Here is a 16,167-nt window from a genome sequence, read left to right as displayed (position 1 = left end):
ACTATGAGTACTGTGGTGAAAGGAATATTATTGGCATTTCAATTTTTCACAGTTGTTCCGATTCATAAAGAATTACCATTAACGAAGAAAACAGTTACTGCAATGTTCTCCTTTTTACCGTGGTTAGGTGCCCTAATGGGGGCTGTTATGGCGGCAATATTTTATATAATCCAAACATATACCGAAATAAGTCCAATGTTAACAGGGTTTATCCTTATATTCGGTTATATAATTTGGACTGGCGGGTTACATTTAGATGGTTTTGTAGATATGGGAGACGCTTATTTTTCATATCGTGATATAGAAAATCGTATCGAAATATTAGACGATCCACGTATTGGAGCTTTTGGTGCGATGTCGTTACTATTTCTGGTATTAACGAAAATTTTTTTCTTATCAGAATTAGTAGGACAACAACAGTTCAATTGGATCTGGTTAATAGTGGTACCATTTTTATCCCGATTAGGGATGTCCATTTATTTCATCCAGACAAAAAGTTCTAAGGAAAAAGGATTAGGTTATTTTTTTAAGCAACATTTACATACGTCATCATGGCTAATAAGCACAATTATTTCTACTGTTATTGGTACAACACTGATTATTTGGATAAGTGGTGAAGGGCTTGTAGCAATAGTATTACTTGGAGTAGTAGTGGTAGCTGCAATGTTCTACAAATTGTGGACTATTCGTAATTTCCGTGGTAGCTCTGGCGATTTACTTGGTGCGTTTATTGAAGGAATGGAGGCAGTATTATGGATTACGCTGTTACTGTTTACTTAATACGCCACGCAAGAACGAAGAGTAATAATGAAAGACGGTATTTAGGGTGGGTAGATGAAGATATATTGACGAATCAAAACCTGCCTGTATTAGATAGCAGATGTGAAACGGTTTTTGGTAGCGATTTAAAACGTTGTAAACAAACCGCAGCATACTATTTTCCGATAGCTTCATATTTTGGGGATGTAGGATTTAGAGAAAGTAATTTTGGTGAATTCGAAGGCAAAACTTATGAAGAGTTAAAAGAGATTCAGCAATATCGAAACTGGATTGATGATCCACATCGTTTAGCACCACCGTCCGGTGAAACATTAGAAGAAGTTACGAAGCGTTGTATGGGAGCTATTGCTCGATTACCAAAAGGCTTGACTAGATATCCTCTCATTTTACATGGTGGAACAATTCGAATATTGCTTGTTCACCTTGCTCCAGAATCGAGTGGATTTTGGGATTGGCATGTTTCACATGACGATATGTTTACGCTTCAGTGGACTACTAGAGAAGCTTTTGAGGAGGGAAAACGATGCACATCTTTATCGGTGGGGCCTATAACGGCAAACATGAATATGTGATAAATTGGTTAAAAGAGCAAGATCTATTTGATGTCGAATGGTATATAGGGCAATTACCGCAAAATCCCACAAGCGAAACAATTGTTGTTTCAGGGCTTGAACGTGTAGTCAAACCACTACTTGAGCAAGATGAAAGAAAGTTAGCTACCCAGATTACGGAACAGCTACAATCATTTGATAAGAAGCATCGAGTCATCATTATTGCAACTGAGATGGGGAGAGGCATCGTACCAATTGACCAACATGACCGGCAACTTAGAGATACTTGTGGACGATTATATCAGCAATTATTTGCAGTAAGTGAACATGTAACAAGAATTTGGTACGGCTTAGCTGAAAAAATAAAATAGAAAGAAGGATGAAAGATGAATTTATACACACGTACAGGTGACAAAGGGAAAACAAGTATTATCGGTGGAAGAGTAGATAAAGACGATTTACGAGTTGAGGCATATGGTACGATAGATGAATTGAATTCATTCATCGGTAAGGCAATGACAGAGCTAGATCAGGGGAAATTCCAAGATATATTGCAAGACCTAGAAAATATCCAAAATGAATTATTTGATTGTGGTGGCGATTTGGCAAATGTGATGAAAGAACGTCATTACAAAATGACAGACGAACCAATTGAAGAGATGGAAAAGCGAATTGATATTTTAATGGATGAACCGCCTTTACTTGAGAAGTTTATCTTACCTGGTGGATCACCTGCAGCAGCAACTTTGCATATTGCTCGTACGATTGCGAGACGTGCTGAACGTCAAACTGTGACATTATTAAAAAATGCAAAAGAGGGAGATGTCCCTACAGTAGTGCAACGTTATTTAAATCGTTTATCTGACTATTTATTTGCGGCTGCACGTGTGGCAAATTCACGCTTAAATGTTGCGGATATTGAATATATCCGAGGTGCAAAGGTGTTTAGAAATGGCGGACGAAAAGACAAAACAAAGGACTAAATATTGATGAAATTAAGAATTATTACGTTTACAGCAATGATATCTGCATTATGTGCAGTAGGTGCAATGATTAAGGTTCCTGTAGGGGTTACGTCCGCTGCTCTTGATTCTGCTCCTGCATTTTTAGGAGCAGTTTTCTTACCAGCGCCTGTAGCAGGAATTGCAGCAGCAATTGGTCATATTGTTTCAGCTGAGATAGGTGGTTTTCCATATGGACCATTCCATATTTTAATTGCTTTTGAAATGTATATTGTAGTTTGGGGTTTTACAAAATTACATCAGAAGAATCATTCAATTTTAAAGTGGGTATATGCTATCATTGCCAATGGTATTTTGTCACCGCTACCATTTTATTGGTTAATCTCACCAGAAATGTTCTATAGCGTAACACCGGGGATTTTGATAACAACAATCATTAATGTTGTAATTGCAGGATTTTGTATGCCTGTATTATCAAAAGCTTTTGCAAGAAAAGAGGCTCATTCATAGATGAGAAATGCGTTACAATTGTCGAATGGCTTTATCGTAACTACCGACAATTCTGGAGCTATTGGACAGAAGAAGTTAGATGTTGTACACGTTCAAGATGATGTTACAAGTTATTTTTCTGCTCGTGTGACATTGCTCGAACAATGGGCAGAGGGCGCTGTACCTGAAGCAATCATTTTGCACAATTTCAGTGACGAAGATGCTTGGAATCGTTATATTACTGGTATCAGTAGATTATTTCACGAAATTGGTATAGGGTTACCTAGAATTACAGGTAGTACAGAATCCAATATGGAAACATTGCAATCAGGGATAGCTATTACGATGATCGGTGAATCTGTCAAAGATATTCCGCCTGTACAATGTTTAAAATGGTTTACATATGGCAAACCATTAGTTGGGGATAAATTAGTGACTGAACCAGAAAAAATCGCTGATATGAAATGTATTTATAAAGCAATCCAGCAAGATATAATCGGACGTATTTGGCCGGTAGGATCTAAAGGGATTTCAAAAGAAGTTCAAAACCTGTTTGGTGTAGAATCATTTGAATGTGCATGGGATATCCATGAATCTGCAGGACCATCAACAGTCGTTTTAGTTGGGATTTATGAGGAAAAAATACAACAAGCGCAACAACTTTTGGGAGAATTATTGCACCCGATTGTTATACATGCATAATCAAAACATCGAAAAATCTATTTACAATAGACTTTTTGATGTTTTTTTATAATTTTATTATAAAAAATATCATAGTATATTTGTATCTGTATATGATAGAATATTGAATTAACTTCAAGATTATTAATTAAGGGAGAAATTTTAATAATTTTAGAGAAATATTTGCAAGGTATTTTGAAATATGATTGACTGAATGCTCATTCATATTTTACAATATTTCTAACAATATTTTTCCATAAATCTACTATCTTGTAGATAGAGTGTAAGACAAGAAGCAACTTAGGGGGGAAGGAAAATGAATCCATTATTAATCATTAACTGGATTTTATTTTTAGCTGTAGTCGCATATGGATTAGGGCTATTCGCGTACTTGGTAAAGACACGCTATCAATTCATCAAAATGGGGAAAAAGGTTGAATTTGATAATGATGTCAAAGCAAGATTACAAAACATTTGGGTGTATGTTTTTGGACAAAAGAAATTATTGAAGGATAAAAAGAGTGGTGCCATCCATGTCATGTTCTTCTATGGATTCATATTAGTACAACTTGGTGCTATTGATTTTATCTGGAAAGGCTTAAACCCAGGATCACATTTACCACTTGGACCTGTTTATCCGTATTTTACATTCTTCCAAGAAATAGTGTCACTTGTTATTTTGGTTGCAGTTGTATGGGCTTTTTACCGTCGTTATATTGAAAAGCTTGTTCGACTAAAACGCGGATTAAAATCTGGGCTTGTATTGATTTTTATCGGTGGTTTAATGGTTTCTGTGCTTGTAGGTAATGGTATGGGAATGATTTGGCATGGAGAGGCAGCAACATGGTCAGAGCCTGTTGCTTCTTTAATCGGCACAGTATTCGGATTCTTACCACCAGTTGCTGCAACAGTTGTGTTCTTTATCATGTGGTGGATTCATCTGCTAATTCTTTTAACATTCTTAGTGTATGTTCCACAATCTAAACACGCACATTTAATCGCAGGTCCTGTAAACGTTTACTTTAATCGTTTAACACCTGTTGGCAAATTAACGCCGATTGATTTTGAAGCATTAGAAAACGAAGATGAAGAATCAGAGGAAGTACCTTCTTTTGGTGTCGGGAAAATAGAAGATTTCACACAACTTCAACTGATTGATCTCTATGCTTGCGTAGAGTGTGGACGTTGTACGAATATGTGTCCTGCAAGTGGGACAGGCAAAATGCTTTCACCAATGGATTTAATGACAAAACTTCGTGACCATCTAACATTTACTGGTGCTGTACAAACACATCAACAACCATGGGTACCAAAGATGTTCTTCAAAAATACACAAGGGAATCAGCTTGCTATTGCTGCAGGTGCAGAAGGTGTAACGATTGAAGATGTCTACAGTCCATCATTAATTGGTGATGTTATCACTGAAGAAGAGATTTGGGCATGTACTACTTGTCGTAACTGTGAGGATCAATGTCCAGTTATGAATGAGCATGTTGAGAAAATCATTGATCTTCGTCGTTATTTAACAATGACAGAAGGACGTGTAAATCCTGATGCTCAGCGTGCAATGACGAATATCGAACGCCAAGGAAATCCTTGGGGGATCAACCGTAAAGAAAAAGAAAATTGGAGAGATGCTCGTCCAGACGTGCATATTCCAACAATAAAAGAAGCTTCAAAAGCAGGTGAAGAAATCGAGTACCTATTCTGGGTAGGTTCTATGGGCTCTTTCGATAACCGTTCACAAAAAATTGCCTTAGCATTTGCTCACTTGATGAACGAAGCAGGCGTAAAATTTGCAATTTTAGGAAATAAAGAAAAGAACTCTGGTGATACACCACGACGTTTAGGAAATGAGTTTTTATTCCAAGAGCTTGCTGAAGCGAATATTAAAGAATTTGAAAAAGCAGGCATTACGAAAATCGTAACGATCGATCCACATGCATATAATATTTTCAAGAATGAATATAGTGACTTTGGATGGAGTGGAGAAGTGTATCACCATACAGAGTTGTTGTTTGAGCTTGTTCAACAAGGTCGACTAAAACCACAGTATGAAGTGAATGAAACCATTACGTTCCATGATTCTTGTTACTTAGGTCGTTACAACGATGTGTATGATGCACCACGTGAAATTTTAAAATCGATTCCTGGTGTCAAACTAGTGGAAATGGAACGCAATCGTGAAACAGCTATGTGTTGTGGTGCAGGTGGTGGGCTAATGTGGATGGAAGAACATGTGGGTAACCGAATTAATGTAGCACGTACAGAACAAGCATTGGCAGTAAATCCTACAATTATTTCTTCCGGCTGTCCTTATTGCTTAACGATGTTATCAGATGGCACAAAGGCAAAAGAGGTAGAAGAACAAATAGACACATACGATATTGCTGAGTTACTAGAAAAATCAGTGTGTGGTGAAGTTCAAATTCCTACAGAGCCTTTAGAAGAAACAGTGTAATAAGCAGAAGAAAATAACATATTGCATAAAAGTCAAAATTTTTATACAATATTTACAAGTGAAAAAGAGAGAGCAAGTGCCCTCTCTTTTTTTCTAAAATTTTATTGAGCGAGCGTTCAGTCAATCTGGAATTTCGAGCACTCGTTTTAATTATTCAGTCTGTGTAAGCGTATCCAATGACAATTTAAAAGGGGTGTCAAACTTGCAAAAAGCGGTAATTATTGATGGAGCACGAACAGCCTTCGGAAAACTTGGCGGAAAACTTAGTCCTTTAAATGCCAGTGACTTAGGTGGTGTAGCAATAAAAGAAGCGTTAAAGCGATCCAATATAGGAGAGACGCAAGTAGATGAAGTCATTATGGGAACAGTTTTACAAGCAGGGCAAGGGCAAATTCCTTCGCGTCAAGCAGCTTCAAAAGCAGGAATTCCATACTCTGTAAAAACAGAAACTATCAACAAAGTCTGTGCTTCAGGTTTGCGAAGTGTAACTCTAGCAGACCAACTAATCAGACTTGGTGAGGAAAGAGTAATTGTGGCTGGTGGGATGGAGTCCATGTCTAATGCACCGTACTATTTACCAAAGGGTCGATTTGGTTTGCGAATGGGAGACGCAACACTAGTTGATGGTATGATTTATGACGGTCTTTCATGTTCGTTTCATCCACAGCGCGTACATATGGGCACATATGGAGACGAGACAGCAGAGAAATTCGAACTGACTAGAGAAACGCAAGATGAATGGGCATTACGAAGTCACCAAAGAGCAACGCGTGCAATTGAAGAGGGGAAATTCGCTGAAGAAATTGTAGCAGTGTCAATTTCTCAAAGAAAAGGTGATGACCTTATAGTTGATACTGATGAAGCACCGCGTAAAGACACGTCGCTAGAAATTCTTACGAAATTGAAATCGGCTTTTAGTAAGGATGGTACGATTACAGCTGGTAATGCTCCTGGGGTGAATGATGGTGCATGTGCAGTTGTTGTAACAAGTGAGGAATATGCGGAAGAAAATCAGTTGTCACCGCTTGCTTACATTGTTGGTCATGCTGAAGTTGGTGTAGAACCGAAAGATTTTCCACAAACACCAGGTCTCGTAATCAACAAAATTTTAGATAAGACAGGTAAGAAATTAGAGGATATTGATTTGTTTGAAATCAATGAAGCCTTTGCAGCAGTTGCACTTGCAAGTAGTAAAATTGCTGAACTTGACGCTGGAAAAGTCAACGTCAATGGGGGAGCTGTAGCATTAGGTCATCCAATAGGCGCATCAGGAGCAAGAATAATTTTAACTCTTGCATATGAGTTAAAACGTCGTGGTGGGGGACTAGGAATTGCAGCTATTTGTTCTGGTGGTGGTCAAGGGGATGCCATCATGATTGAAGTCCCAACACAAAAGGGAGTGGAGAAATGACAATTCAAAAAGTAATGGTAATAGGTGCAGGACAAATGGGTTCGGGGATCGCCCAAGTTTGTGCTCAAGCAGGATTAGAAGTCAAACTTAATGACATTAGTGAAGAATCTTTTGCAAGAGGTATTCAAACAATTTCCCAAAACCTTTCTAGAAACGTTGTAAAAGGTCGTATGACGGAAGACGAAAAAGATGAAATTTTGCAAAGATTCACAAAATCTTTATCTATTAATGATGCAAACGATGTTGATTTAGTAATAGAAGCAGCTGTTGAAAATATGGATATCAAGCAATCTATTTTTAAACAGCTAGATGAAGTTGCGCCAAAACATGCAATTTTAGCTTCCAACACTTCGTCACTACCAATAACAGAAATTGCAGCAGTGACAAAACGTCCAGAACAAGTAATTGGTATGCATTTTATGAATCCAGTACCAGTTATGAAACTTGTAGAGATTATTCGAGGTCTAGCTACATCAGATGAAGTGTACAACATGATTGAAGAACTAACGGAAAAACTCGAAAAGGTACCAGTGGAAGTAAATGATTTCCCTGGATTTGTAGCAAATCGTGTGTTAATGCCAATGATCAACGAAGCAATTTATACACTTTATGAAGGTGTGGCAACGAAAGAAGCAATTGATGAAGTCATGAAACTTGGTATGAACCATCCAATGGGGCCATTAACTTTAGCGGATTTCATCGGCCTTGATACATGTCTTTATATTATGGAAACATTGTATGAAGGATTTGGTGATAGTAAATATCGACCTTGCCCGTTATTACGAAAATACGTCAAGGCTGGATGGCTAGGGAAGAAAACTGGGCGTGGTTTCTATACTTACGAATAAAATCGGAAGTTGAAATAGCAATAAAGTGAACCTTCATTCAAAGAAGTGGGATCTTAATGCCCGTTAAAGCGGGATAAAGGGGAGATTCATCATGAATTTACAGTTCACGGAAGAACAATTGATGATGCGCAATATGGTTCGGGATTTTGCGAAGGATGTTATTGCACCGCAAGTCAGTTATATGGAAAATGGGGGTTTTCCACGTGATATTCTAGCCAAAATGGGAGAGCTAGGACTTATGGGTATAACAGCACCAGCAAAATATGGCGGTTCAGAAATGGATTTCACATCCTATATTATTGCCATTAACGAATTATCAAAGGTAAGTGCAGTCATCGGGGTGATTTTGTCTGTGCATACATCGGTCGGAACAAATCCTATACTCTATTTTGGCAATGAAGAACAAAAAAAGCGTTACGTTCCAAAACTTGCCTCTGGAGAATACTTAGGTGCATTTTGCTTAACAGAACCATCGTCAGGATCTGACGCGGGGTCTTTGAAAACGAGAGCAGTAAAAGCTGGAGATGATTACGAACTGAATGGTTCTAAAGTTTTTATTACCAATGGTGGAGAGGCGGATGTGTATATTGTCTTTGCCTCTACTAATCCGTCAAAAGGTGTAAGAGGAATCTCAGCATTTATCGTTGAAAAGGATACTCCAGGTTTAATCGTTGGCAAAGATGAAAAGAAAATGGGACTACATGGCTCGAGAACGGTACAGCTTACATTCGATCAAATGAAGGTCCCAGCTCACAATTTACTCGGTGCAGAAGGGGACGGCTTTAAAATTGCAATGGCAAATTTAGATGTCGGACGCATCGGTATTGCTGCGCAAAGCTTGGGGATTGCAGAAGCAGCTTTAGAAGAAGCGACAAGATATGCAGCTGAACGTAAACAATTTGGCAAACCAATTGCAGCAAATCAAGGAGTTTCATTTAAGCTAGCAGATATGGCAACAGCAATTGAAGCAGCTAAATTGCTTGTCTACAATGCAGCAAACTTACGGGCAATGGGGAAACCTTGCCGAAAGGAAGCATCAATGGCTAAACTTTTTGCTTCCAAAACAGCTGTTGATGTAACTACGGAAGCCATCCAAATTTTTGGAGGCTATGGGTATACCGAGGATTATCCAGTAGAACGCTACTTCCGCGATGCGAAAGTAACAGAAATCTACGAGGGAACAAGTGAGATTCAGAGAATGGTCATTTCGAGATGTTTATAAGAATGCACTAATACATTTGCTTGTTGATATTTGAAAAGAATATTGATTGTTCCAAAATGTCTTACATAAAGGGCGAGAAAGTTTTGCTATGGGATGAAAGTGAAGCGTCAAGAGTACCGAGCCTTGTGAGACAACAGAGTTGACTGCAGTTTGTGCGCTCAGCGTACTGGCGCTTTGGATAAAAAATTGGGCAATAACATGCATAAGAAAAAAGTGACAGTATATATAAATTTAAAATACAAAGGGGAAATACGGGATGAATTTTACACTATCTGAAGAACATGAAATGATTCGAAAAATGGTAAGAGATTTTGCGGAAAACGAAGTAGCACCTACTGCTGCAGAACGTGATGAAAATGAAACATTTGATCGTGCTATTTTCGACCAAATGGCTGAGCTAGGCTTAACAGGGATTCCTTGGCCAGAAGAGTACGGCGGTATCGGCTCAGATTATTTAGCCTACGTTATTGCAGTTGAAGAATTATCTCGCGTATGTGCATCTACCGGTGTAACACTTTCAGCACATACTTCACTTGCGGGATGGCCAGTTTACAAATTTGGTACGGAAGAGCAAAAACAAAAATATTTACGTCCAATGGCTGAAGGGAAGAAAATCGGTGCTTATGGTTTAACAGAACCAGGCTCAGGTTCAGATGCTGGCGGTATGAAAACAACAGCAAAACTAGATGGGGATCATTACGTTTTAAATGGTTCTAAAATCTTTATCACAAACGGTGGGATTGCAGATATTTACGTCGTTTTTGCGGTAACAGATCCTGAAGATAGAAATGGTACTTCAGCATTTATCGTAGAAGCAGATTTTGAGGGTTTCTCAGTAGGGAAAAAAGAAAAGAAAATGGGTATTCGTTCATCACCTACTACAGAAATCATTTTTGATAACTGCCGTGTACCAAAGGAAAATTTACTTGGTGCAGAAGGGGACGGTTTCAAGATTGCGATGAAAACATTAGATGGAGGTCGCAACGGTATTGCTGCTCAAGCAGTTGGAATCGCACAAGGTGCATTAGACGCTGCAGTCGCTTACTCAAAAGAACGCGTACAATTTGGCAAACCTATTTCTGCAAACCAAGGGGTGTCATTTAAATTAGCTGATATGGCAACTGCTACAGAAGCTTCAAGATTATTAACTTACCAAGCTGCATGGTTAGAATCAAATAATCTACCATACGGTAAGCAATCAGCAATGGCGAAATTAATGGCTGGTGATACAGCAATGAAAGTGACAACTGAAGCAGTTCAAGTCTTTGGTGGTTACGGTTATACGAAAGAATATCCAGTAGAACGCTTCATGCGTGATGCGAAAATTACTCAAATTTACGAGGGTACGCAAGAAATTCAACGTCTCGTGATCTCTCGTATGCTTTTAAAATAATATATGGCAAAAGAAAGTAAAAGACAGATTCAAACATCTATCAAAGATGAAAGCCTAATAGAAAAGAGAAGAACGGAAATGATTCAAGCTGCAGTTCGTCTCTTTAAGGAAAAAGGCTTTCATCGAACGACGACAAGGGAAATCGCAAAAGAAGCAGGCTTCAGTATAGGTACACTCTATGAATACATTCGCACGAAAGAAGATATACTCTATCTCGTTTGTAATAACATTTATCTAGAAGTTCGAAAAAGATTAGAACCTATCCAACAACATGAGGCTACTGTGGAAGGTTTAATATCGGCTATTAATCAATATTATTTACTTGTAGATGATATGCAAGACGAAATGCTTGTCATGTATCAAGAATCGAAATCATTACCAAAAGATGCTCTTGAATATGTATTATCTAAAGAAATTGAGATGGTTGGACTTTTTGAAAATCTATTAGCAGGTTGTGTGAAATCAGGAGAGCTAGAGATGCCTAAAAAAGAAATTAAACTTCTTGCACACCAAATCGTACTTCAAGGTCAGGCATGGTCCTTCCGTCGATGGGCATGGCGCAAGGATTTTAAAATAGAAGACTATATTAAAATGCAGACAAAAATACTAGTAAACGGTATTCAAGTATAGAGGGTTAGGGATGCGAGGGAGAAAAACACAAACAGGGGATGCTTGTTGTTTTCTTTACTTGCATTTTCTATCTGTGGAGAAATTGTTCATTTGAAATAAGGGGGAATTTAATATGACAAAGCTAGAAATTTATAGACCACAGCAACATGTCCGTTTTGTTACTGCATCCAGCCTTTTTGATGGTCATGATGCATCGATTAATATAATGCGTCGTATTTTACAAGCAAGCGGTGTTGAGGTAATCCATCTAGGTCACAATCGTGCTGTAGAGGAAGTTGTAAACGCTGCTATTCAAGAAGATGCACAAGGTATTGCTATTTCTTCCTATCAAGGTGGTCATATTGAATACTTTAAATATATGCACGATCTTCTAAAGAAAAAAGGGGCACCACATATCGGTATTTTCGGCGGTGGTGGCGGTGTTATTTTGCCGAAGGAAATTAAAGAATTACAAGATTATGGTGTAAAAAATCTATTCTCTCCAGAAGATGGCTTAACACTGGGATTACAAGGTATGATCAATAAAATGATTGAAAAAAGTGATTTCTCAACGGTAAAAGATGACTTGATTGATAAATTACAACAGCTGAATACCGAAAAACCTGAACTACTTGCACAGCTTATAACAGCAGTTGAAGAAGGAAAACAAGTTGAGATTGATGGGCTGTTAAAAACTGCAAGAGAATTATCTAAAAAGACGCCTGTATTGGGAATTACAGGTACAGGGGGAGCAGGGAAAAGTTCGTTAACGGATGAATTAATTCGCCGATTCCTACACGAATTTCCGGAAAAGAAAATCGCAATTATCTCTATTGATCCTACAAAACAGAAAACAGGCGGGGCCTTACTCGGCGACCGAATTCGTATGAATGCAATCTTCAATAATCGTGTGTATATGAGAAGTTTAGCAACACGTAATTCACATACAGAATTATCGGGGGCACTTGGTGATGTTTTAGAAATTGTTAAAGTTGCAGGATTTGATTTAATTGTGGTTGAAACGAGTGGTATTGGGCAAGGGGATGCTGCAATTACAAGTGTTTCTGATCTATCAATGTATGTTATGACGAGCGAGTTTGGAGCACCTACCCAACTAGAGAAAATCGATATGATCGATTTTGCGGATCTAATCGTGATCAATAAATTCGAAAGAAAAGGTTCAGAAGATGCACTGCGTCAAGTGCAGAAACAGTATCAACGAAGCCATGAATTATGGCATCAGGACCTTGATACTATGCCTGTTTTTGGAACAATCGCGAGCCAATTCAATGACAAAGGAACGAACTCCTTATTCGCAGCATTAATTAAAACAATTAACGAAAAATGTGACTATGATTGGCAAACATCCTACGAGCAATTTGTTAAAACACAAAAGCAAAATGTCATTATACCAAATGAACGTCGCTACTATTTACGAGAAATTTCAGAAACAGTTCGTGGATATCATAAAAAATCTGATCAACAAGTGGAACTAGCAAGAAAACTATTCCAATTAGAAGGTTCACTTAAGTTGGTACAAGAGAAATCACCAGAAGATGCACTTGTACAATCATTACAGCAACTAATTGATGGCGTAAAAGATCAACTAACAAAACAATCAAAACAGATTTTAGAGAATTGGCAGACGCTAAAAGAAAGTTACAGTGGCGACGAACTCATAACAAAAGTACGAGATAAAGAAATTCGTACATTATTAACAACTACAAGCTTATCTGGATTGAAGATTCCAAAGGTTGTATTACCGAAATTTGTGGATTACGGAGAAATTCTTCGTTGGGTTTATGCAGAAAATGTGCCGGGCTCATTCCCTTATACGGCAGGTGTGTTCCCGTTCAAACGACAAGGTGAAGATCCAAAACGTCAATTTGCTGGCGAAGGTACGCCGGAACGTACAAATCGTCGCTTCCACTATTTATCAAAAGATGACGATGCAAAACGTTTATCAACGGCATTTGACTCCGTGACATTATATGGAGAAGATCCCGATGAGCGACCGGATATCTACGGTAAAGTAGGTGAATCTGGTGTTAGTATTTGCACACTAGAAGATATGAAGAAACTCTATGCAGGATTTGATTTATGTGCAGCATCCACATCTGTTTCGATGACAATCAATGGACCTGCTCCAATTATTTTAGCTATGTTTATGAATACGGCAATTGATCAACAAGTGCAGTTACGTGAACAAGAGCTTGGTCGTAATTTAACAATAGAAGAATTTACTGAAACAAGATCGCAAACATTAAACGTAGTCCGTGGTACAGTGCAAGCAGATATTTTAAAAGAGGACCAAGGACAAAATACATGTATCTTCTCAACTGAATTTGCACTTCGTATGATGGGAGATATCCAGCAATATTTTATAGATGAAAAAGTTCGCAATTATTATTCTGTTTCAATCTCTGGCTATCATATTGCAGAAGCAGGAGCTAACCCGATTTCACAACTCGCTTTCACATTAGCAAATGGCTTTACGTATGTTGAATATTATTTGAGTCGTGGTATGAATATCGATGACTTTGCACCAAATCTTTCATTTTTCTTCTCAAATGGACTTGATCCGGAATATAGCGTAATTGGTAGAGTGGCACGCCGTATTTGGGCAGTGGCAATGCGTGATTTATATGGAGCAAATGACCGTAGCCAAAAATTAAAATATCATATCCAAACATCAGGAAGAAGTTTACACGCACAAGAAATCGACTTCAATGATATCCGCACAACATTGCAAGCATTGATGGCATTACATGATAACTGTAACTCGTTGCATACAAACGCTTATGATGAAGCAATTACAACACCAACTGAAGAATCTGTTCGTCGCGCAATGGCCATTCAAATGATTATTACGAAAGAACATGGTTTAACCAAAAATGAAAACCCATTACAAGGCTCATTTATCATTGAAGAATTAACAGAACTTGTGGAAAAAGCGGTACTTGCTGAGTTTGATCGAATGAATGACAGAGGTGGCGTATTAGGGGCAATGGAAACTCAGTATCAACGAGGTAAAATCCAAGAAGAGTCCATGTATTATGAATCATTGAAGCATTCAGGTGAACTACCGATTATTGGGGTGAATACTTACTTGAATCCAAATCCACCATCAGAAGAGGCAATCAACAGTATGGAGATCGCACGGGCATCAAAAGAAGAGAAAGATGCACAAATTCAAAATTTGCGTAACTTCCAACAACAACACGGGGGAGAAGCAGCAATCGCACTACAAAGCCTAAGAGAAACGGCCAAACAAGGTGGCAATATCTTTGAAGAACTCATGCAAACTGTAAAAGTAGCAAGTCTCGGCCAAATCACTAATGCACTGTACGAAGTTGGCGGACAATATAGAAGGAATATGTAACGAGTTTAGCTACAACAAGAACTTCCTTGCTTAGTTGAAGGCATCAAGTTTTCAACTAAGCGAGGCTTGCAGATGATTCCATGAGTGGTGCCAATCATCGGTTAAGTGAACCAAAAAAGTGAGTGGAGCTAACCAACTTCCAAGTAGTGCCAATAAAATATAACATCTCCTTAGTAGTACAAGACAGGAGTCAAGTAGTATCAATGAAACAATAAATAGCAACAATCAATACCAAATCCTTGAGTAGATTAAGTAAAATTAGTCCATACTAAGATATAATATGTATAAAAGAATCAACCTTCAATATCAAAAAGCTAAAAAATCCATTCCTTCAATAGTCATTATTTAGTTTTCATGTGCTCCCACTTTACGAATAAGCAATTGAGGAGTATGCTTATTCAACAGAGTAAATAAGAAAATATGAGTTTTCAATTTAATTGATATAATTATGAAGTGTCTAGTCAATAGATTAGACCTTCTTTTTCGCTTTTAAAGTAATACTGATTAGACTATTTTGAAGGAGTGAAGGTACAGTGAAAATCGTGATCCACTTCATGATTATTATATTGTGCTTAGTACTGACTTATTATATATATGATAAACAATTAGGAGCGATTTCATTCCTTCTTCTTGCAATATATTTGTTTGTATACGGGTTTTATCGTTTGCAAATCGAAAAAAAGAAGAATTGATTGTAGCGAAAATTAAGTATAATTGTTTATAATGGATATTATGTTTATGAAGAAGAAAGGACGTGCACGAATTGAACCTTCGTGAGTTAAATCAAGAACAGTTAATAGAGGAATCATTAATCAACTTAGCATACGCTATCTTAGAAGAAAAACACCAACCATTGGCATTTGCTGAAATTATGCAAGCTATTCAAGACCTAGGTGCTCGTACAGATGAAGAAATGAAAGCTGCAGCTATCCAATTCTATACAGACATCAATATTGATGGTCGTTTTATCGTATTAGGAGAAAATCGCTGGGGAATCCGCGAATGGTATGCGATCGATCAAGTTGAAGAAGAAACTGCACCAACTGTTAAAGTACGTAAGAAGAAAGCAAAAGCTGCACTTGTTGATGAAGATCTTGAAGAAGATGATGAAATCGAATTTGAAGAAGACTTCGATGAATTTGTCGATGATGACGAAGAAATTGATGGCGAAGAAGACTTCGATTCTGCTGATATCGATGAAATTGATGATGATGATTTAGATGAAGAAATCGAAATCGAAGATGAAGAATTTGAAATCGATGACGATGATGAAGAACTAGATGATGAAGAATTAGAAGACAAAGAAAAAGAATAACATCTTGACAACTTAGGTAATATCATATACCCTTTTACTTGGGCTCCTTAAATAAGGAGAATG

Annotated in this window: 14 protein-coding genes; all 14 read left to right on the top strand. The window is 37.8% G+C overall.

Features of this window, described 5'->3' with window-relative positions; all coding sequences use genetic code 11:
• Positions 1–3: 3 nt before the first annotated feature.
• The 14 genes from cobS to rpoE all read left to right on the top strand — a co-directional run bounded on the left by cobS (position 4) and on the right by rpoE (position 16,104).
• Positions 4–780 carry an adenosylcobinamide-GDP ribazoletransferase gene (cobS, locus tag ACIQ4I_RS14395; protein WP_403097084.1) on the top strand — a complete coding sequence of 259 codons (777 nt, stop codon included), beginning with the start codon at positions 4–6 and terminating at the stop codon, positions 778–780.
• The gene (locus ACIQ4I_RS14390; RefSeq protein ID WP_403097082.1) at positions 753–1,352 is read left to right on the top strand and encodes a histidine phosphatase family protein; all 600 of its coding nucleotides are present in this window, start codon (positions 753–755) and stop codon (positions 1,350–1,352) included. Before cobS ends, ACIQ4I_RS14390 begins: the two co-directional genes overlap by 28 nt.
• Positions 1,304–1,702, top strand: coding sequence for a bifunctional adenosylcobinamide kinase/adenosylcobinamide-phosphate guanylyltransferase (locus tag ACIQ4I_RS14385; protein WP_403097080.1), 399 nt, complete (start codon positions 1,304–1,306; stop codon positions 1,700–1,702). The genes ACIQ4I_RS14390 and ACIQ4I_RS14385 overlap by 49 nt, the downstream gene beginning before the upstream one ends.
• Positions 1,703–1,717: 15 nt before the next feature.
• Positions 1,718–2,314, top strand: coding sequence for a cob(I)yrinic acid a,c-diamide adenosyltransferase (locus ACIQ4I_RS14380; RefSeq protein WP_403097077.1), 597 nt, complete (start codon positions 1,718–1,720; stop codon positions 2,312–2,314).
• A 6-nt stretch (positions 2,315–2,320) separates the two neighbouring features.
• Positions 2,321–2,803 (top strand): ECF transporter S component, encoded by a 483-nt coding sequence (locus tag ACIQ4I_RS14375; RefSeq protein WP_403097075.1) that lies wholly within the window; start codon positions 2,321–2,323, stop codon positions 2,801–2,803.
• The gene (locus ACIQ4I_RS14370) at positions 2,804–3,484 is read left to right on the top strand and encodes a hypothetical protein (RefSeq protein WP_403097073.1); all 681 of its coding nucleotides are present in this window, start codon (positions 2,804–2,806) and stop codon (positions 3,482–3,484) included.
• A 295-nt stretch (positions 3,485–3,779) separates the two neighbouring features.
• Complete coding sequence (locus ACIQ4I_RS14365) at positions 3,780–5,924, top strand: heterodisulfide reductase-related iron-sulfur binding cluster (RefSeq protein ID WP_403097071.1); 2,145 nt, start codon at positions 3,780–3,782, stop codon at positions 5,922–5,924.
• Between the two features lie 202 nt (positions 5,925–6,126).
• A complete protein-coding gene (locus ACIQ4I_RS14360) occupies positions 6,127–7,335 on the top strand; it encodes an acetyl-CoA C-acetyltransferase (RefSeq protein WP_403097069.1) in 1,209 nt (402 codons plus the stop codon).
• On the top strand, positions 7,332–8,183 hold the full coding sequence (locus ACIQ4I_RS14355; RefSeq protein WP_403097067.1) for a 3-hydroxybutyryl-CoA dehydrogenase: 852 nt from the start codon (positions 7,332–7,334) through the stop codon (positions 8,181–8,183). The genes ACIQ4I_RS14360 and ACIQ4I_RS14355 overlap by 4 nt, the downstream gene beginning before the upstream one ends.
• A gap of 91 nt (positions 8,184–8,274) precedes the next feature.
• On the top strand, positions 8,275–9,405 hold the full coding sequence (locus ACIQ4I_RS14350; RefSeq protein ID WP_403097065.1) for an acyl-CoA dehydrogenase: 1,131 nt from the start codon (positions 8,275–8,277) through the stop codon (positions 9,403–9,405).
• 256 nt (positions 9,406–9,661) lie between these two features.
• Positions 9,662–10,798 carry an acyl-CoA dehydrogenase gene (locus ACIQ4I_RS14345; protein ID WP_403097062.1) on the top strand — a complete coding sequence of 379 codons (1,137 nt, stop codon included), beginning with the start codon at positions 9,662–9,664 and terminating at the stop codon, positions 10,796–10,798.
• Between the two features lie 78 nt (positions 10,799–10,876).
• The gene (locus ACIQ4I_RS14340; protein ID WP_403097059.1) at positions 10,877–11,428 is read left to right on the top strand and encodes a TetR/AcrR family transcriptional regulator; all 552 of its coding nucleotides are present in this window, start codon (positions 10,877–10,879) and stop codon (positions 11,426–11,428) included.
• A 112-nt stretch (positions 11,429–11,540) separates the two neighbouring features.
• Entirely contained in the window at positions 11,541–14,789 is a 3,249-nt protein-coding gene (gene icmF / locus ACIQ4I_RS14335; protein WP_403097056.1) for a fused isobutyryl-CoA mutase/GTPase IcmF, read from the top strand.
• A 754-nt stretch (positions 14,790–15,543) separates the two neighbouring features.
• Positions 15,544–16,104 carry a DNA-directed RNA polymerase subunit delta gene (gene rpoE, locus ACIQ4I_RS14330; protein ID WP_403097054.1) on the top strand — a complete coding sequence of 187 codons (561 nt, stop codon included), beginning with the start codon at positions 15,544–15,546 and terminating at the stop codon, positions 16,102–16,104.
• The last annotated feature ends 63 nt before the right edge of the window (positions 16,105–16,167 follow it).

The sequence above is a fragment of the Rummeliibacillus sp. NPDC094406 genome (genome assembly GCF_044763875.1).
Taxonomy (GTDB): domain Bacteria; phylum Bacillota; class Bacilli; order Bacillales_A; family Planococcaceae; genus Rummeliibacillus.
This window is presented reverse-complemented; position numbering and strand designations above follow the sequence as displayed.